This is a genomic window from Paenibacillus sp. AD87, from assembly GCF_001659845.1.
In the GTDB taxonomy this organism is placed as follows: Bacteria; Bacillota; Bacilli; order Paenibacillales; family Paenibacillaceae; genus Paenibacillus; species Paenibacillus marchantiae.
The window spans coordinates 2,527,418-2,545,439 of sequence record NZ_LXQN01000007.1 but is presented as its reverse complement, the minus strand read 5'-3'; the positions used below and the strand labels follow the sequence as shown (position 1 = coordinate 2,545,439).

At 43.3% G+C, this 18,022-nt stretch carries 15 protein-coding genes; 10 read left to right on the top strand and 5 right to left on the bottom strand.

Annotated features, from left to right (window positions below; translation table 11 throughout):
• Nucleotides 1–92: 92 nt before the first annotated feature.
• The 3 genes from gpAD87_RS11145 to gpAD87_RS11135 all read left to right on the top strand — a co-directional run bounded on the left by gpAD87_RS11145 (nt 93) and on the right by gpAD87_RS11135 (nt 5,688).
• Nucleotides 93–1,907, top strand: coding sequence for a sensor histidine kinase (locus gpAD87_RS11145; protein WP_064638372.1), 1,815 nt, complete (start codon nt 93–95; stop codon nt 1,905–1,907).
• 2 nt (nt 1,908–1,909) lie between these two features.
• Nucleotides 1,910–3,481, top strand: a complete 1,572-nt coding sequence (locus tag gpAD87_RS11140) for a response regulator (protein ID WP_064638369.1) — start codon at nt 1,910–1,912, stop codon at nt 3,479–3,481.
• Nucleotides 3,482–3,639: 158 nt separating this feature from the next.
• On the top strand, nt 3,640–5,688 hold the full coding sequence (locus gpAD87_RS11135) for a glycoside hydrolase family 16 protein (RefSeq protein ID WP_064638366.1): 2,049 nt from the start codon (nt 3,640–3,642) through the stop codon (nt 5,686–5,688).
• 270 nt (nt 5,689–5,958) lie between these two features.
• On the opposite strand, the gene gpAD87_RS11130 is transcribed toward gpAD87_RS11135, so the two are convergent.
• Both gpAD87_RS11130 and gpAD87_RS11125 read right to left on the bottom strand, forming a co-directional pair.
• Nucleotides 5,959–7,353 carry a M56 family metallopeptidase gene (locus gpAD87_RS11130; RefSeq protein WP_064638364.1) on the bottom strand — a complete coding sequence of 465 codons (1,395 nt, stop codon included), beginning with the start codon at nt 7,351–7,353 and terminating at the stop codon, nt 5,959–5,961.
• 9 nt (nt 7,354–7,362) lie between these two features.
• Nucleotides 7,363–7,737 carry a BlaI/MecI/CopY family transcriptional regulator gene (locus gpAD87_RS11125; RefSeq protein WP_064638362.1) on the bottom strand — a complete coding sequence of 125 codons (375 nt, stop codon included), beginning with the start codon at nt 7,735–7,737 and terminating at the stop codon, nt 7,363–7,365.
• A 236-nt stretch (nt 7,738–7,973) separates the two neighbouring features.
• Here gpAD87_RS11125 and gpAD87_RS11120 point away from each other — a divergent pair, with 236 nt between their 5' ends.
• The 3 genes from gpAD87_RS11120 (at nt 7,974) to gpAD87_RS11110 (ending at nt 10,654) form a co-directional block, all read left to right on the top strand.
• Nucleotides 7,974–8,600 (top strand): hypothetical protein, encoded by a 627-nt coding sequence (locus gpAD87_RS11120; protein ID WP_064638359.1) that lies wholly within the window; start codon nt 7,974–7,976, stop codon nt 8,598–8,600.
• A 248-nt stretch (nt 8,601–8,848) separates the two neighbouring features.
• On the top strand, nt 8,849–9,442 hold the full coding sequence (locus tag gpAD87_RS11115; protein ID WP_064638358.1) for a YdeI/OmpD-associated family protein: 594 nt from the start codon (nt 8,849–8,851) through the stop codon (nt 9,440–9,442).
• Between the two features lie 183 nt (nt 9,443–9,625).
• Complete coding sequence (locus tag gpAD87_RS11110; protein ID WP_064640857.1) at nt 9,626–10,654, top strand: ABC transporter substrate-binding protein; 1,029 nt, start codon at nt 9,626–9,628, stop codon at nt 10,652–10,654.
• A gap of 55 nt (nt 10,655–10,709) precedes the next feature.
• Here the strand turns inward: gpAD87_RS11110 and gpAD87_RS11105 are convergent, their stop codons facing one another.
• Nucleotides 10,710–11,756 (bottom strand): ketopantoate reductase family protein, encoded by a 1,047-nt coding sequence (locus gpAD87_RS11105; protein WP_064638356.1) that lies wholly within the window; start codon nt 11,754–11,756, stop codon nt 10,710–10,712.
• Nucleotides 11,757–11,948: 192 nt separating this feature from the next.
• Between gpAD87_RS11105 and gpAD87_RS11100 the strand changes: the two genes are divergently transcribed.
• Nucleotides 11,949–12,500 (top strand): TetR/AcrR family transcriptional regulator, encoded by a 552-nt coding sequence (locus gpAD87_RS11100; protein ID WP_064638354.1) that lies wholly within the window; start codon nt 11,949–11,951, stop codon nt 12,498–12,500.
• Nucleotides 12,501–12,575: 75 nt separating this feature from the next.
• On the opposite strand, the gene gpAD87_RS11095 is transcribed toward gpAD87_RS11100, so the two are convergent.
• Nucleotides 12,576–13,952, bottom strand: coding sequence for an aminotransferase-like domain-containing protein (locus gpAD87_RS11095; protein WP_064638351.1), 1,377 nt, complete (start codon nt 13,950–13,952; stop codon nt 12,576–12,578).
• A gap of 185 nt (nt 13,953–14,137) precedes the next feature.
• Between gpAD87_RS11095 and gpAD87_RS11090 the strand changes: the two genes are divergently transcribed.
• Together gpAD87_RS11090 and gpAD87_RS11085 are read left to right on the top strand one after the other, a co-directional pair.
• Nucleotides 14,138–14,998, top strand: a complete 861-nt coding sequence (locus gpAD87_RS11090) for a DMT family transporter (protein ID WP_064638349.1) — start codon at nt 14,138–14,140, stop codon at nt 14,996–14,998.
• A gap of 186 nt (nt 14,999–15,184) precedes the next feature.
• Nucleotides 15,185–15,556, top strand: coding sequence for an iron chaperone (locus tag gpAD87_RS11085; protein WP_064638346.1), 372 nt, complete (start codon nt 15,185–15,187; stop codon nt 15,554–15,556).
• A gap of 69 nt (nt 15,557–15,625) precedes the next feature.
• Here the strand turns inward: gpAD87_RS11085 and gpAD87_RS11080 are convergent, their stop codons facing one another.
• On the bottom strand, nt 15,626–16,516 hold the full coding sequence (locus tag gpAD87_RS11080; protein ID WP_064638343.1) for a LysR family transcriptional regulator: 891 nt from the start codon (nt 16,514–16,516) through the stop codon (nt 15,626–15,628).
• 111 nt (nt 16,517–16,627) lie between these two features.
• Between gpAD87_RS11080 and gpAD87_RS11075 the strand changes: the two genes are divergently transcribed.
• Entirely contained in the window at nt 16,628–18,013 is a 1,386-nt protein-coding gene (locus gpAD87_RS11075; RefSeq protein WP_064638341.1) for an MFS transporter, read from the top strand.
• Nucleotides 18,014–18,022: the final 9 nt, after the last annotated feature.

Below are 18,022 nucleotides of genomic sequence, written 5' to 3'. Positions count from 1 at the left end.
TTCCCTAACTCCTCGCTCTCTATTAGCTAACTTGTAATATATGGTATAACAAAGGTGGTGAGGATTTCAGAGTGAATTACCTACTGACTAGATTGAGGAAACTTTACCGCAATGCCCGTATATCCCAAAAGCTGTTTCTGGCGTTTAGCCTGATGATTGCCATTCCCGTTATTTTAGTATCCTTTTTATATATTCGCATGCAGGAAACCCAGCTATACAAGGACGCTATGTCAGCGGGCAACAGCCATGTTTCATGGTTAAACGAACAATTGCGCAGCAGAATGGACATCATTGATAACGCTTCCAACACGGCGCTCACTCAAAAGTCATTTGTGGATTTTATTCATTCCAATATGCTTGTGGATGGACTACGACTGGTGAAATTTAAGCAAAACCAATTTGAGCAAATGCAAAACATCATTCAAAGTAATGCAATGATCAGTGAGCTCAGCTTTTACGTGGATAACCCGAACTTGTATGAAATCTGGCCAGAAATCTATCATTATCAAAAATTTTGGCCGCAGGATTACTGGGCAAAGCTTCGGGATGAAGGTGGTGCGGCTTACCGCTTATTTTCTTTTAAGGATGGTGAACATACGCTATCATACTACCGGCTGGTTCGCCTTCAGGGTCAGGAGAAAAAACGGCCTAGTATTATGGAAATTCGCGTTCCACACAGTATGTTTTTCAGCGACCTTCTCCAGGAGAGTAAGGGAGACTTCTTTTCTGTTTTGATGAACGAAAGCGATCCTCCCCAATATGTCTATAATCCCCAGCATGAGTTTTCTCGAAAAGCCGGAGAAGGACTGGAGGAAATCCTTGGCGGTATTCATCGCCAGCTGGATGTACTGCCACATGAAAGTCCCGTTAAGATTAAGGTAGGTGATCAGAGCTACTATGCACTGTACCGCTACATCGCTCCGCTAAACACTTATGTGGTCGATATCGCCTCCCATCAGGCATTGATGAAGGGGCCACGCAGCTGGTATGCATTTGTGGTAACGATTACATTATGTGTTCTGCTGCTCATCATGCTGCTCGTATCACATACAACTCGGCGCATTTTCCGACGACTGGACAGCGTACTGGCTTCAATGCGTCAGGTACGAAAAGGAGAACTGGATGCAACGATTGATACCGGCCTAGATGAGAACGAAAGAGGGGATGAGATCGATGAGGTGGCTGTGAGCTACAACAAAATGTTACATGAGGTTAAACGTCTGATGACACAGGTCGTGGATAAACAATTAATCGCCAAAAACGCACAGCTGCATTCCCTGCATTCGCAGATCAACTCTCATTTTTTGTATAACGCACTGGAATCTATTCGAATGCTCGCGGAGGTTCAACGACAACCTGCTATTGCGAATTCCTTGGTATCATTAGGTTCGCAACTTCGCTACAGCATGCAGTGGCGCAGCGATACGGTTGCGCTTCGCGAGGAACTTGCCAACATTCAAAGTTATATTCAATTTATTAATTTAATGGAAGGCGGCAGCATCATGTTGACGGCAGATCTCCCGCAGGAGGTGCTCCGCTATGCAATTCCTAAAATGTGCATGCAGCCTATCGTTGAAAACGCAGTTCATCACGCTGCACCATCAGGCGAGAGTGTGTGTATTCAGATCACCGTTTCAGTGGAGAATGAACGCTTGCTTTTTAAAATACAAGATGATGGAGAGGGGTTAGACCCGGAGATGTTAGTTCGACTGCAAGCGGCACTGCGGGGAGACTCGGATTCGCCGATTGTTACCAGCAAGAATGGACTTGGTTTGGAAAATGTGAATAAGCGGCTGCAGCTTCATTATGGCGAGGATTATGGTCTTTGGATTGATAGTGTTCAGGGCGCTTATACCTGTGTAACGATACATTTGCCTTGGGAAAATGTAAATCTTGGAGGGTGGTAGGAGTGATCAATATTCTGGTTGTGGACGATCAAAAGCACATACGTGACGGTCTGCAGGCGATGCTGCATCAATTTCCTCTGGAGCTGAACAACATATACTCTGCCGCAAGTGGGATGGAGGCGCTAATCCTTTTGCGCCAGCATAACATTCACATCGTTATTACTGATATTATGATGCCGGACATGGACGGACTCGCACTGATGGCAAAGACCAAAGAGGAGCGCATCGAGGTGGAATACCTCATTATTAGCGGTTATAGTGATTTTACATATGCTCAAAAAGCCATCGAACTTGGGGCAAAGGGATACTTGTTAAAACCTCTGAAGCGAGAGGATCTGCAAACTTCACTAGAGCATGTATGGCAAGAAATCCAGACACGGCAGACGCTTACGTACAACATGCAGCATGTCTCCCGTCTCGCCCGAGAGACAGATCGTAAAGAATTACGAATGTTTATGCAGGGAGCGTTAAACGATGAGGCCTGGATCCTCCAAATCCAGGAACAAAATCCTTCGCTTTGGCACAATTATCGCTTATGTTTGCTGCGAGAGAAATGTTGGATCAACCAGCCGGGTTCCAGCAGCGTCCATAGCATGGAAGCTATTGCTTATAGTGTGTTCGGTAGACAAGGTTGCGTTTGCCTGCAACACAGCCCGTATCTGATCCTTGCAGTGGATGCAGCGATAGATCCGGATGCTTTGCCAGCGGCACTCAAGGAAGGAATGATCGATGCCATAACCGTTATGACTGACTCGCAGCAAGGATTAAAGATGTTGCCCGGCAGCTATACACAAGTACATGAGCTATTACAACATAGTTATCTGTTTCCAGATCAATATATCATCCTGCCAGCAGCTATTGAGCATATGGAGCAGCAGTGGCAACTTCCCTATGAAGAACTGTATGAACTGTTCCAGTCTGTTGGGACCGACGATAGTGGTAAAATTGCTCAGGGCATTTCCGCAATATTTCATAAAAATGTGCTGCAACGCTATCATATTCGTTATACCCAACAGCTCTGCGGCGCCACAGTGCAGATGATGGAGGAATACGAACGAGTTATTCGTCCCTACATGGGTGAAGAAGCGCTGGATCTTGAATCTTTGCGTAATCTCTTTGATTATCCGGGGATGCGCGATTATATTCAAGCGCTGCAACAGCAGCTGCTTCGACTGAATCAGTTCTATTTTGAATATAAGCACAGTTATCGCAATTCTCAGGATCTAAATGAAGCCATCCGTTTTATACACGAGAGCTATCATAAGCCGCTGGATCTCGCGATGGTATCCAATCATGTGTCGCTTAATTACGCCTATTTCTCAAATCTATTCAAGAAGAACATTGGCAAAGGTTTTGCCGAATACCTGAGAGATGTACGCATGGATAAAGCACGGCGTCTCCTAGCCGAAACCGATCATAAGATTGTTGAAGTGGCTGCTATGGTAGGCTATGAAAGCTACAAAAGCTTTACGCGAGCGTTCCGCCTTGTGATGGAAATTCAACCCACAGAGTATCGACAAATGATGCGCCAAAAGGTAGAACGTGAAGTGCAATATCACAGTACAAATATATAAATTAAATCAAAACCCAAAAAAATGGGATATAACAAAAATAATTGTACCTTTTCAGCAGATTATCCTATTCGATAGAATAAAGATATTCCCCGATGTAAGCGATTACCTTTATACGCATAGATTGGGAGAAACTATTATCCTATCAAAGGAGGGCAATTATGAAACCATCTCACTTTACGGAGAAACGGTTTATGAAAAAGGTACTTGGTTTGTTCTTAGTGGTTGTGATGCTGGCTAGTGTTGGCGTGCTGCCAACTTCAAAAGTTCAAGCAGCTGGAACGACAGTTACCTCAATGGAGTACTTCTCACCAGCAGATGGACCTGTTATTTCAAAATCTGGCGTTGGCAAAGCCAGCTACGGATTTGTTATGCCTAAGTTCAATGGAGGCTCCGCTACGTGGAATGATGTCTACAGTGATGTGGGTGTCAATGTGAAAGTAGGTAACAACTGGGTTGATATTGATCAAGCCGGAGGTTATATCTATAACCAAAACTGGGGGCACTGGAGCGATGGTGGTTTCAATGGCTATTGGTTCACCCTTTCCGCAACAACCGAAATTCAACTGTACTCCAAAGCAAATGGTGTTAAGCTTGAATATCAACTTGTATTCCAAAACATTAACAAAACAACGATCACAGCGATGAATCCAACACAAGGGCCGCAAATTACAGCAAGTTTCACAGGCGGTGCAGGCTTTACATATCCAACGTTCAACAATGATTCTGCGGTAACCTATGAAGCCGTAGCGGATGATTTGAAGGTGTATGTAAAACCTGTAAACAGTAGCACATGGATTGATATTGACAATAATGCAGCTAGCGGCTGGATTTATGATCATAACTTCGGCCAATTCACCGACGGTGGTGGAGGGTACTGGTTTAACGTAACGGAGTCGATCAACGTTAAATTGGAATCAAAGACTTCTTCAGCTAACCTTGTTTATACCATTACGTTTAATGAACCTACAAGAAATTCATATGTCATTACGCCATACGAAGGAACAACCTTCACAGCAGATGCGAATGGTTCCATTGGAATTCCACTTCCCAAAATTGATGGGGGTGCGCCAATCGCCAAGGAACTGGGCAACTTTGTATACCAGATTAACATCAATGGGCAATGGGTGGAGTTGAGTAACTCCAGTCAGAGCAAGTTTGCATACTCCGCTAATGGCTACAACAATATGTCTGATGCCAATCAGTGGGGATACTGGGCCGATTATATCTATGGTCTTTGGTTCCAGCCAATCCAGGAAAATATGCAAATCCGTATCGGATATCCGCTGAACGGACAGGCGGGTGGAAATATTGGCAACAACTTCGTCAACTATACCTTCATCGGTAATCCAAATGCTCCGCGTCCGGATGTATCCGATCAAGAGGATATCTCCATCGGAACACCAACCGACCCAGCTATCGCGGGCATGAATCTCATCTGGCAGGATGAATTCAACGGAACTACGCTGGATACAAGTAAATGGAACTATGAAACAGGATATTATCTCAATAACGATCCGGCTACCTGGGGATGGGGTAATGCAGAGCTGCAGCACTACACCAATAGCACCCAAAATGTATATGTACAGGACGGAAAACTGAATATCAAAGCCATGAACGATAGCAAATCTTTCCCGCAGGATCCGAATCGGTATGCACAGTATTCTTCAGGTAAGATTAACACCAAGGATAAACTCTCCTTGAAGTACGGCAGAGTAGATTTTCGTGCTAAGCTTCCTACAGGTGATGGCGTTTGGCCAGCACTTTGGATGCTTCCAAAAGATTCTGTATACGGCACATGGGCTGCATCAGGTGAAATCGATGTTATGGAAGCGAGAGGACGTCTGCCTGGATCTGTAAGCGGTACCGTACACTTTGGCGGACAATGGCCGGTGAACCAGTCTTCGGGTGGCGATTATCACTTCCCAGAAGGGCAAACTTTTGCCAATGATTATCATGTATACTCGGTTGTCTGGGAAGAGGACAACATTAAATGGTATGTCGACGGCAAGTTTTTCTATAAAGTCACTAACCAGCAGTGGTATTCCACAGCTGCACCGAACAACCCGAACGCGCCTTTCGATGAGCCGTTCTATCTCATTATGAACTTGGCAGTCGGCGGAAACTTCGACGGTGGCCGTACTCCGAACGCGTCCGATATCCCGGCAACTATGCAAGTGGATTATGTACGTGTGTATAAAGAACAGTAATAATACAGCCGTTTCCGCGATTGGGGTCGTGTCGAGGCCATTCACCATAGTTATCGGTGATGAGGCAAGTTGAACGGAGAAGAAAAGACAGGGAAGACCAACAACAAAATGTTGTTGGTCTTTGTCGTTTGAGAAGGTAGCCGGTTAGTCTCAAGCGAAACTAATCTTTTCTACAATAATGAAGCAGCCTTCGTTCAACAATTGAGCGAAGGCTGCTTCTTAGAATCTTTATATCAAGCCTATTTATTTTGTGATTTCATGGAAATGGTTTTAATGACGGGAAGATTCTTGAGCGGGTACTACAGAAGCCTCTTCACGAACTGCCGCTTGAGCCGATGGACGAGCTACTACAGCTGCTTCATCACGAACTGTGGGTTGTGCTGCTGAACGTGCTACCACAGGAGATTCTTCAGGCACAACCGCCTGTGCTGATGGACGCGTTACTATAGGAGCTTCTTGACGGGCTACCACTTGGTCATCCGAATGTGGTACCACAGAAACTTCCTCGCGAGCTGCCGCTTGAGCTGATGGGTGTGTTACTACTGGAACTTCCTCACGAGCTGTCGCTTGAGCTGATGGACGTGTTATTACTGCAGGAGCTTCTTCACGGACAGCCGTTTGCTGCGATGGGCGCATTACTGCGGAATCTTCTTCACTCGCAACCACCCTCGGAGTATTGCTGGAAGCCCAAGCCGTTGTCACTGTACTAATTGCACCAACAACAAATAGCGTCGATATCGCTATAACAAAGGTTTTCTTGTTCACATTCTTTACGTTAAGCATAAAAGTTAATCTCCTTTTTAGTTGTTTGCCGTCCCCGGATAAAGAGGAACAGAATTGTATAGGTAAATTCCTTGATCCTGCCACTACGTTCAGGATGGTTTCCCCATAGCGTTTACGATCCGCAAGGGACATTCCCTTTACAACTTCTTCATCGCAGGACAGTTCACTCCATGTATGAATATCTTTGGAAAGCATATGAACCAATGGATTGAACCAATGCAATGCACGGGCTACTAATATGAGCGCCTTGATCCATAGGTCTTTCCTTTTCAAGTGGATCAGTTCATGATGGAACACCATACCGATATCCACACTTTCAGAATTCTTCAGAGGCAGATAAATAGTAGGTTTGCTCAATCCAATTAGAAAAGGACTGCGAATTAGAGCGCTGTAAGCAAGCCGAACCTCGCTCTTGAGACCCAGATTCTCCTTGATTACAGGGAGCAGCATCGCAACTTCACTGTTCTTCGGAACGATAGTTCGCGTAAGTTTTAATGTCTTGAGAAACCTGTGATAACAATATGTTTGCCATGCTGCAAAAGCTATGACCCCGATTACCCATAAGCATATTAAAGCGAGAGCTACATTTGCTGAAATGGTCTGTACCTGGATGGCAGGAGTCGGATTGAATGCTCCAGGTAACACTTGTTGAACATTTAAGGGTAACTCGTTTACTGTAGTACTGGATGTGAACAACGAAAAAATCCAATTAAAGACCAGAAAGATGGGCAATAGATACAAAACTAAAGCCATTTTCCCAATTCCAAAACGCCATTTTGCAGGAACGACTTGAAAGGGAGCAAGGCGCAAAGACAGAATGAAAGCGACAACGACACTTCCGGCAACAGTCAGCGTAGACAGTAATACAAGAATGGTATTCATAGACTACACCTACTTTTCTAAAAACCATTGTCTCAGCTCTGCAATGTCTTGATCAGAAAGCTTGTCGCCATCATACAAAGCTGAAATCAAATTTTTTACAGAGCCTTGATATAATCCATCCAGGACTTGTTGTGCCTCCAATAGCTTGTAGTCTTCGGGCGAAATACAGGGGACATACTTGTTGGTACGTCCATCCCTTGTAGCTGTAAGGGCCCCTTTGTCTACTAGCCTAGAGAGAAAGGTGGAGATCGTTTGCGCTTTCCAAGCTTTACCCCTTTGGGAAAACATGTTCAGCAGTTCGGTGGAGGTGACAGGTGGATCACACTCCCAGATCACTTCCATCAGCTCCATTTCAGTATCCGATAATTTTTGAAGATGGTTCACGGTGAACACTCCTTAACTTCGTTATGCGTCCATATCGAAGGTTATTACTACACTACGTAGTAGATACAATTTACTACAACGTGTAGTAGGTAGTCAAGTATTGAATGATGCCACGGAACCAGAGTCAGCTTTGTACTAGCAGTAAGTTCAATCTTTGATTGATTTTAATGCAGAGACGAATGTCTGGAGTATATACTTAGTCTTAAATCTTGAAATCACTATAGAGGAGAAATCATATGAATCTGTTTCATATACAATCTACATTGCAAGAGGTCGACTGGACCGCGTCGTTCCTGGAGAATAACTTTATCGGCATTGGTTGGCCGGCGACAGGAGATTTGGAGCACGAGCCTACAGAAGAATGGAAAGCGCAACTAGTTCAACGCTACAGGATAGGAAAGGCAGAACTTCGTGATGTCCTGGATACGCTCCATACTTTTGTCTACATCATGCAGGATGGGGACTATGTTTTAATAAACGATGATGAATGGGCATATGTTGGGGATTTGGGCGATTATTTTTACGATGATTCCAACGGAACCGGAGAGGAATACATATGTCATCGACGAGGTGTTACCTGGCTGGGACGTATTCCCTTAGCAGAGTTAAGTGACAAAGTACTTGCACTTGTAAGTCATTATTCAATCATTGCGAAATTCGAACATCCAATTTCTCAGGCTCAACTGGAACCTTGGGTTTCGATCACCTCTGAAACCACTGAAGGAGATAATGATTCTTCAGTTAGAGTAGATGAAGGCACTATTCAAGAAGCGCTCAATGTTCTAAAAAAAGCATTACATAGCGAAGAAGAAGATCTGCGAATCCGTGCAGCGGCGGCAATTTTACAATACGCCAAATCCTAGGGGCTTCTCTCACTTTGGTTTCTTTAATATTGGCTTCCTAGTAAGGGATAAGAGGTGGGACAAAGGACATATGTATATGAGTTAAATAATAGTTAGTGTTGACCAGACGCCAAATGGTGTCATCATATTTAAGCGACACTACATGGTTTCGAATGAAATTAACTGCTTTTTCTTGGCAATCATATGTAGGAGAAGAATCATTTTAGAAAACACAATAATATGACTAGCATGATGAAGGATGGTCCCTGATGACAACTAATAAAACAAATCCCAAGGTGGATGAATATTTAAACAAAGCAAAGAAGTGGAAAGAAGAATCGGAGAAGCTAAGAGAGATCGTTCTTTCCTGCAACCTGACAGAAGACTATAAGTGGATGCATCCTTGTTACACGTTGGAGAATAAAAACATCGTTATCATACATGGATTTAAGGAGTATTGTGCGCTTCTTTTCCATAAAGGAGCCTTGTTAAAGGATAAGCAGGGTATTCTAATTCAACAAACAGAAAATGTACAAGCTGCTCGCCAGATCCGGTTCACCAATCTTCAACAAATCGTTGACATGGAAACTATCCTGAAAGAGTACATTCTTGAAGCCATTGAGGTTGAAAAGGCCGGATTGAAAGTGGAACTCAAAAAAAATACAGAATATGATGTTCCAGAAGAGTTTCAAACTAAACTGAATGAAAATCCTGCTTTGAAAACGGCATTTGAAGCATTGACGCCTGGACGTCAACGGGCATACCTTTTTTATTTTTCGCAACCAAAGCAATCCAAAACACGCGTGTCAAGGGTTGAGAAATCTACACAGCAAATTCTGGATGGTAAAGGGTTAAATGATTAAACCGTTAATGTATTTGGGAAGCAGCCTGTTTTAAAATTAATTTATATGCGTCGAAGCACCTGCCTTTGTAGGTGTTTTTTTGTTTTGTCTTTTGTCGAATATGAAAGCATCTTGTCAAATGTACTATTGCATGGTATCGTTGATAACGATTATCAATATCATTTGAAAAAAGGTGGGTTTATTTTGCTGAAACGAAAAAATTCGATATGGATTATATCCGCATTGATTGTATTGCTCTTACTGAGTGCATGCGGTCAGGCCGCAACGACAAGCAATACAAGGGAGACCACAACAACCAGAGCTGCGGACACGGAATCATCAACCGACTCCACTTCTGCGTCTGATGCCGCTACCACAACAGGTGCCGAGGGAGAGACTGTTACATATCAGTCAGATGCAGGTGAAGTGGAAGTACCTGTGGATCCGAAGCGGATTATCGATCTGACCGCATTTTCGACAGGGTACTTTGTTGCACTTGATGCTCCAGTCGTCGGTGCAACGTCAGGCGCCATAAACAACAAGTACATCAAGAATCAGCTCAAAAGTGAGGGGACAACAGATCTGGGAGAGCAGCCAACAGCCGAGCAACTGATCAGCCTAAAGCCTGATCTGATCATCGCATACACCAGTATGGAGGGTCTCGACAAGTTGTCGCAGATTGCACCAGTGGTACAGTTACAATATGGTAAGCGCAATTTCAAGGATCTCATGTTGGAGATGGGTAAACTAACCAATAGAGAAGCCCAGGCAAAAGACTGGATTTCGCAATGGGAAGCGAAGATCAATGAGTTGAAGCCAAAAGTACTTGCCGCTGTGGGAGATCGTACAGTTTCCATTTTGAATCCATACGCCAAAGGATTATTTGTATTTGGGCATAATTACGGTCGTGGTGGTGAAATACTCTATGACGAATTTGGCCTGAAGGCACCAAAAAGGGCTCAGACAGAGGCAATTGACAGTGGCACAGGCTGGGCCTCAATCTCGATGGAAGTGTTACCGGAATATGCAGGCGACATCATTTTCACCAGCCCGTGGTCAGGAGATACAACCGATCCGAAGATTGTGTATGATAATACGGTGTGGAAAAACCTAACTGCGGTCAAAGAGGGCCATGTGTTCCAGCTTGATCCGACCTCTGATACTTACAACGACCCTGTATCACTTGAAGGTCAACTGAAGTTTATCTCGGACAGCCTGCTTTCGTTGAAGTAGTCCTTGATTCATTGTTTGAAGAGGTCCGTGCATACTAGCACGGACCTCTTTATTTTTACTTGTTTTGATTTGCTGACTCGTGTTCGATCACTCGTTGCAGTAATTCCTTCAAAGCCTTCATTGGGCGACCTTGACGTTGCCCTTCTACAATTGAATTTCGTATAGATTCTATATCTTGAGTCCGCACTTTACCCCCATGATGGAAACGATTGAATGCTTGATAATCTAATGGTAGCATATCCCGTTCCATTTTTAGATGGATGTTTCCCGTCATGCGTGATCCCATCACTACACCCATAATCTTACCGACTAAGCCATGTTGGGGCAGGGTTGCTATTTCACCTTGGGCACGACAAGCGAGGCGCCAAAGTTCTTTATTGGCTATAACTGTGGAGAAGTTAGGCCAACCTAAAATATCACAAGCGGCATATACGGGGAAGCCGATACTTGAGTAAATATTGAACATCGCTGGGCTTACTTGACCACATCGTGAGACTTTGGAGCGATTATATAATGCGATAAATTGCTTTGCAGCCGTTTTATTATTCGTTTCGATCTGGAAGCCGACACTGTTTGAGGGGTGTTTGTAACAAACAATAGACTGGGCAATCTGTTTGGGATCTGTTGGTTCATGTACAGGCAAATTAGCAGTGGATTGATGACTCAACGTGCCCAATATTCCTCTTAGCAGTTGATTTTCCCGAATTTGCATAACCTCAAGATAATGCTCACGAATCCCACTTCCAAACCCACACATGATCACAGTCGTTGTAGAATCACGTACAATATCACCCAGCTTGGATAAGAGATCTATGCCTTCTGGAGTACGACTGGCATTACCATCTAGTGTAATAATGATAAATTGATATTGTTGAGGTTGTATATCTTTTACATCTTCAATGACATTATAATGACTAAAGTTTTTCAATGTCGCATCGTCATAACAATATAGTTTTTGCGGAGGATCAAAGGTGGATTTTCGACCTTGACGAACAAGAAAGGTAATGTCAGTACCGGATAAGTGAAGATGGTATCCAACAGAAAATCCAACTGCCCCAGCGCCTACAATTAGAATTTTGGGTTGGTTTGAGATGGTTGTCATTTTATTTACACTCCTTAAAAATGGAATTCAATTTCTTGATCATTTCATTCAATGAACATGTGTTGATTTAATGTCGCTGTGTAAGTATAATCTACTCATCTTTACAATCTCAATAATCAATGCATGAGGTAGTGTTATGAATTCAACAGTTCGGCTTGAGTTTGTTGATTAGATGAAAAAAGAGGTGCGTATATGGTTGGAATCAAAAATAATAGAAGAACTAGATATACGATCGATCTCATTAAAGAGACTTTTCTGGGTCTATTAGAAACAAAAAAATTGTCACATATCACCGTCACTGAAATATGTAAACAGGCAGAGATCAACCGTGGCACTTTCTATCTGCACTATAAAGATCCCTATGAGCTGTTTGAAGTAATGCAGGATGAATTTAATCAAGAAATTATGGAAACGTTACGCCAGGGAGAAAGTCTCTGTACAACAGAAGAATCCATGATTAACTTGCTGAAGATCATTCAAGACAAGAAAACCATATATCAAATCCTAATGTCGGACAGAGGAGAAAATAGTTTTTTATCACAGATTTTGCTTGAAGATTATCTGCAAAGGCATGGAGAAGAATTAAACAGGAAGGACCTTTTTACGATGGATTATTCTTTTACTTACATGGTTTATGGTTCGATGGGAGTTATTAACCAGTGGCTTGAGTCGAATAGTAAGGAGAGTCCGCAAACGATTGCACGTGTCATTTCTTCTTTAGGCCATCAGAAGTCGCTTTCATAGCGGCTTTTTTTTGATTCAAGGTATCAAGTTATTGCTCTCCAATTGGGACAATAACTCGACACCTTGTCTTGAATTTTACAACCGGAAAAATGGCTTGGGAGCGTTGCTTGTGAAACGCATATGATTTAATTCTTCTGCAATGATGCTGATTCCCTCTTCAATCGCTTTTTCGTCGGTACGAATGATACTAAGACGCAGCAAGTTCAGCTTGCGAAACGATGAGAGAAACTGATTATCAGTGGCCAGAACGTCAACGCCACGATTCTCCAACCGTTTGATTAAATCTTCTATGTTAATGGAATCGGAAAGGCGTATCGTTGCGAAGAGTCCTCCACAAGATTGAACAGTATATAAGCACTCCTTGGGAAGTAATCGCTGTGAAGCTTCCTTTACATACCTAATGCGCTCATGGTACAAGGCTTTCATCTGTTTGGCATGATGATCATACATACCCGATTTCATATAAATTTCAAGAAAACCTTGGGACAAAACTGAGGTACTTAAATCTGCTGCATGTTTATGCCATTGCATTAATGGAATTAGCGAATCGGGCACAACGGCAGCAGCGATCCTTAATCCAGGCAACAGCACTTTGGAGAAACTTCTGAGGTAAATGACATGGCTGGCACCGTGATATGCATGAATTGGATCAGCTTTGCTGTTGGTTTCAAGATCTGCTAGATAATCGTCTTCAACGATGTAAACATCATAGGCCTTGGCAAGTTCGGCCAGCCGCTGCTTATCTTTCGCCGTATATGAAGTTCCTAACGGATTGTGGAAACGGGGGATTGTATAAAAAAATTTAATCATATTACTTTGAAAATGCCGCTCCAAAGCTACCCAGTCCATTCCTGCTTGAGTTCTCTCAATACCAATGACGGTTTGGTTTTGTGTCTTAAGTGCTGCAAGCATGCCCCAATATGTCGGCTGTTCAACCAGAATGTTAGATTTGCCGTTGGGGAAAGGCATGCCAGCTAGCAGATGTAATGCCTGTTGAGCACCTGAATAGATAAACACCTGCTCCGGCGAAGGGAACACCTGTTGTTTTTGAAAAAGTTTAATGAGCTCTTGCCTAAGAGACAGCAGCCCCTGCGGGTCTGCATAGGTGAATATAGATGCTTCAAATAGTTCCAGAGCTTTATTCATACATTGACGAAATTCAGCTTGAGGGATCGAAGATGAATCCGGAGCAGCAGATGCGAAATCGATTCGTTTTGTTTCCAATAACGGGAGAAGGGCTTCCTTGGCTACGACAAAATAACCGCTCTTTGGGCGTGAATAAATAAGATATTGATCTTCAAGCTCTTGATATACCCCAATAATGGTATTAAGACTACAACCAAATCGTTCACTTTGCTTGCGGATGGAAGGCAGCTTCTCACCGGGTCCAATCAAACCATCAACAATCTCAGAACGGATGATTTCGACAATAGATTCTTTTTTATTGCTCATTCCTATGCTCCTAACTTTATTAATGACTGTTCTAATCTGTACCCATACAGATCAATAAATATTCGATGTACGAGATGATTTGTATCTAATATAATACAAATCAATCATAAAAGTGCACTTATGAATTGATTTTTTGCATTATTTCTAAACTGTACAGTTAATTAGGATAATATGGAGTTGATTTGATGAACCAAAAGAGAAACGGTTGGATCAATGGTTTTCTGGGCGTACTTATTTTCAGTGGGTCACTTCCTGCAACACGATTAGCAGTAATAGACTTCGATCCGGTATTCCTCACTGTATGTCGAGCTGCTATTGCTGGGGTGTTGGCTGGAATTCTGTTGCTGCTTTTCCGACAACAGCGTCCAGTTCGAGGTGATATCTTTCCTTTATTCGTAGTAGCACTATGTGTAGTAGTTGGTTTTCCGCTGCTTACAGCTATAGCTCTTCAGTATGTTACATCTGCACATGCAATTCTCTATCTCGGCCTGTTACCACTTTCAACAGCGATATTTGGGGTGCTGCGGGGCGGTGAGCGTCCAAGACCTGCTTTTTGGATCTTGTCAGTTCTGGGCAGCAGTCTTGTTGTGGGCTTTGCGCTCACAGAAGGAGCAACATCGTCGCCTATTGGTGATACGCTTATGCTTGCTTCGATAATCGTATGTGGTTACGGTTATGCGGAAGGGGCACGACTATCACGGAGATTAGGAGGCTGGCAAGTAATCTCTTGGGCACTTGTGCTATCGCTTCCCTTTATAGTGTTGCTCTCAGTTTATTACATGCCTGCTTCATGGTCGGATATTCATGGTTCTTCATGGTTAAGTCTTGTCTACGTTTCCCTCTTCAGCATGCTTATTGGTTTTGTGTTCTGGTACCGTGGCCTGGCTCAGGGAGGGATAGCTGCGGTAGGACAACTACAACTGCTTCAACCGTTCTTCGGATTAGTGCTTTCGGCGCTCGTACTCCACGAGTCCATTGGTTGGTCCATGTTTGCAGTAAATATCGGTGTCGTGTTATGTGTAGCAATTGCCAAACGTTTTGCATGAATTCAGAGCCTATTCATATGCTGATATGTTATGATAAATATCGTTACTTCTGAGACTTATATAGAGTCATAAACCGTATATTTTTTCAACCCTTTGGCGAATCTGTACCAAAGGGTTTTTCAATTTCATTTTCATGATAATATGAGATGAAGTATGCAAAATAAATCTGGGTTAGGAGAAGATAATATGGACGTTTTTGCAGAATATCTAGCACGAATTGATAACCTGGGACATCGGGATCGTACGGAAGAAGTTTTAGAATGGATTATCAAGAAGTACCCCAATTTAGTACCTAAAATAGCGTGGAATCAGCCCATGTTTACCGATCATGGCACATTTATTATTGGATTTAGTGTATCCAAACATCATTTGGCTATGGCGCCTGAAAAGGCAGGGATTAATCATTTTTCCGATGAAATTGCGAAAGCTGGTTATGATCATACGAAAGAGTTGGTGCGCATCCGGTGGGATGGGCCGGTTGATTTTTCATTACTGGAACGAATGATTGATTTCAACATCACAGAGAAGGCAGACTGTTCAACCTTTTGGCGGAAATAGGCATGACGGATATCTTACAACAAAAGACCTCGCTCTCACTTACGTTGGTGAGCGGGGTCTTTATAATGGTCATTCAGCAATTGGTTTGCCCATTGCACTAAAATAATCTATGACTACGCTGCGAAACGCGATAGCTGCTTTCGATATATATCTGTTTTTATGCGACAATAAAGCAATTTCCCGCACAAGGTTCTGATCCTCGATCCGGAGATATACAATTCGTTCCTGCGGGTTTCTTGCTGTATTGGGTATAAAGGCAAGCCCAATCTCCGCCTCCACAAGTGCAGTTAATCTTGCAGGCTCATCTCCTTCATAAACATACTTCGGTACGAATCCGACGGATTGACATTTGGAGTCCACCAGATCACGAATACCATACCCTTTTTTCACCCCCACAAACCACTCATCCTTAAGCTCTTCTAATGTGATGCTGCTTCGATCCGCATATCGATGACCGAGAGGCACAGCTACTACAATTGGGTCCTGGAACAGCATCTGACATTCGATATCATCCCCCTGGATTGGAGGGGAAGACAGGCAAAAATCAATTTCGCCTCGGTGGAGAAGGATGGACATCTCTTCCAAAGTAACCATTTGTACATGAAACTGAACATTCGGCTTATTTTTTCGGAATTCCCGCAAGATTCCTGGTAATGTGCTTGCTGTAGTGACTGCCAAGTTAAGTGTACCGTGATCCGGATTGGAGAGATCAGCAATTTCCTGTTTTCCCTGTTCCAATTCGAATAGTGCTTTTTCTGTCCGTCGAAGGAATGTTCTTCCAAATTCATTTAACCGCAGCTTTCTGCCCAATCGATCAAATAACGGTGCACCCAAGTCATCCTCCAAACGTTGTATCGTTTTGCTCAGTGAGGATTGAGTGACATGTAGCTTGCCCGCAGCTTCCGTAACATGTTCACATCGGGCTAACGTTAGAAAATAGCGTAGCTGAAGAAGTTCCATTTCGCACCACTCTCTTATTCCTTTTGGTTCATCAAATTATAACATAAAATGCGTTGGAATAAATAACGGGATTCCATTAAGATGACAACAGAAGAAGGGGGGATATACGTAATGAACGCTCGAAATATATGGTTAATGATATCTGTGGGTTTGGGAATCATGCTGAATCCGCTCAATTCCTCCATGATCTCTATAGCAATTGCAAGACTACAACAGGAGTTTTCACTTGATGTTACGGCCGTGTCATGGATTATTTTTTCCTTTTACATTGCAAGTGCTGTGGCTCAACCGGTCATGGGCAAGTGCAGTGATCTGTACGGCCGCAGAAAGATATTCCTTATCGGTCTGGTTGTTGTCTTTGTTTCCTCCATGTTAGCTCCGTTATCTCCAGACTTTTCTTGGCTTATCGTATTCCGGATCATTCAATCTGTTGGAACAAGCATGATGGTAGCCGTCGGAATGGCGATTGTAAGAATCCACGTTACTGAGAAGCAGGCAGCTGCCCTGTCTATCCTTGCGATGTTCCTGTCTGGTGCAGCCGCGGTAGGCCCTTTTATTGGCGGTTTATTGATTCATTGGTGGGACTGGCAAAGTATTTTTCTAGTGAATATTCCATTGGTGATAGCAAGCTTTATATTCGCCTGGAAAACCATTCCCAAAGAAGCGGCACTTAAATCCAACTATGGCGACATGTCCATCAGAAAATGGTTCCTGCTGATTGATGCGCCCGGCATACTTTTGTTCACCGTAGCATTGGTGACTCTGCTAATGAGCTTGCTTTCCGTTAAATCAACCGGACATCTTTCAACCTGGCACCTTATGGCAGGGGGAATCGGTTTGCTTGCATTAGCAAGTTTTATCCGACATGAATTGAAAACAGCGTCCCCCTTTATTCCGCTGAAAGTATTTTCCAAATATCCTGAAATGACCTGGGTTAATGTACAATTTATGCTGGTTAACACTCTGTTTTACGCTCTGTTTTTTGGTGTGCCATCTTATTTACAGCAGGTACGCCATCTGAACGAAGTTCATACAGGACTAATGATGCTAACCCTCGGTTTATGTTCACTCATCAGTTCTCCTCTCGCCGGACGTTGGATTGACAAATCAGGTACGCGGCCAGCTTTGATCGTTTCAGCGGTGTTAATGACGTTCGGTTCCATCTTGATAGTGGCATTGGATAAAAATTCACCCGTGGTGAGTGTCATCTTGCCCTTAGCTGTATTCGGCATAAGTAACGGGCTGAACAGTGTCGGGATGCAGGCAGCTTTGTTTAAGAGCACACCCAAAGATATGATCGGTGTCGCTTCAGGTATTTTTAATACATCGAGATATCTGGGTACCATTTTGTCGTCGTTGTTGATTGGCATTGTCATGGGAGATACATTCAGTTTTATAGGATTTCAAACGCTCGGAGTCATCCTGGCGGTATTAGCTGCATCTTTAATCATCATGACCTTACGACGCCAGAAAACATCGGCAACGCAGACATTATAGTGTCGAATC

What these genes read in the sequence shown, in the direction of transcription:
- gpAD87_RS11135 (WP_064638366.1), top strand. Translation starts at nt 3,640, where the DNA reads ATGAAACCATCTCACTTTACGGAGAAACGGTTTATGAAAAAGGTACTT.
- gpAD87_RS11130 (WP_064638364.1), bottom strand. Translation starts at nt 7,353, where the DNA reads ATGAATACCATTCTTGTATTACTGTCTACGCTGACTGTTGCCGGAAGT.
- gpAD87_RS11120 (WP_064638359.1), top strand. Translation starts at nt 7,974, where the DNA reads ATGAATCTGTTTCATATACAATCTACATTGCAAGAGGTCGACTGGACC.
- gpAD87_RS11115 (WP_064638358.1), top strand. Translation starts at nt 8,849, where the DNA reads ATGACAACTAATAAAACAAATCCCAAGGTGGATGAATATTTAAACAAA.
- gpAD87_RS11105 (WP_064638356.1), bottom strand. Translation starts at nt 11,756, where the DNA reads ATGACAACCATCTCAAACCAACCCAAAATTCTAATTGTAGGCGCTGGG.
- gpAD87_RS11100 (WP_064638354.1), top strand. Translation starts at nt 11,949, where the DNA reads ATGGTTGGAATCAAAAATAATAGAAGAACTAGATATACGATCGATCTC.
- gpAD87_RS11095 (WP_064638351.1), bottom strand. Translation starts at nt 13,952, where the DNA reads ATGAGCAATAAAAAAGAATCTATTGTCGAAATCATCCGTTCTGAGATT.
- gpAD87_RS11090 (WP_064638349.1), top strand. Translation starts at nt 14,138, where the DNA reads ATGAACCAAAAGAGAAACGGTTGGATCAATGGTTTTCTGGGCGTACTT.
- gpAD87_RS11085 (WP_064638346.1), top strand. Translation starts at nt 15,185, where the DNA reads ATGGACGTTTTTGCAGAATATCTAGCACGAATTGATAACCTGGGACAT.
- gpAD87_RS11080 (WP_064638343.1), bottom strand. Translation starts at nt 16,516, where the DNA reads ATGGAACTTCTTCAGCTACGCTATTTTCTAACGTTAGCCCGATGTGAA.
- gpAD87_RS11075 (WP_064638341.1), top strand. Translation starts at nt 16,628, where the DNA reads ATGAACGCTCGAAATATATGGTTAATGATATCTGTGGGTTTGGGAATC.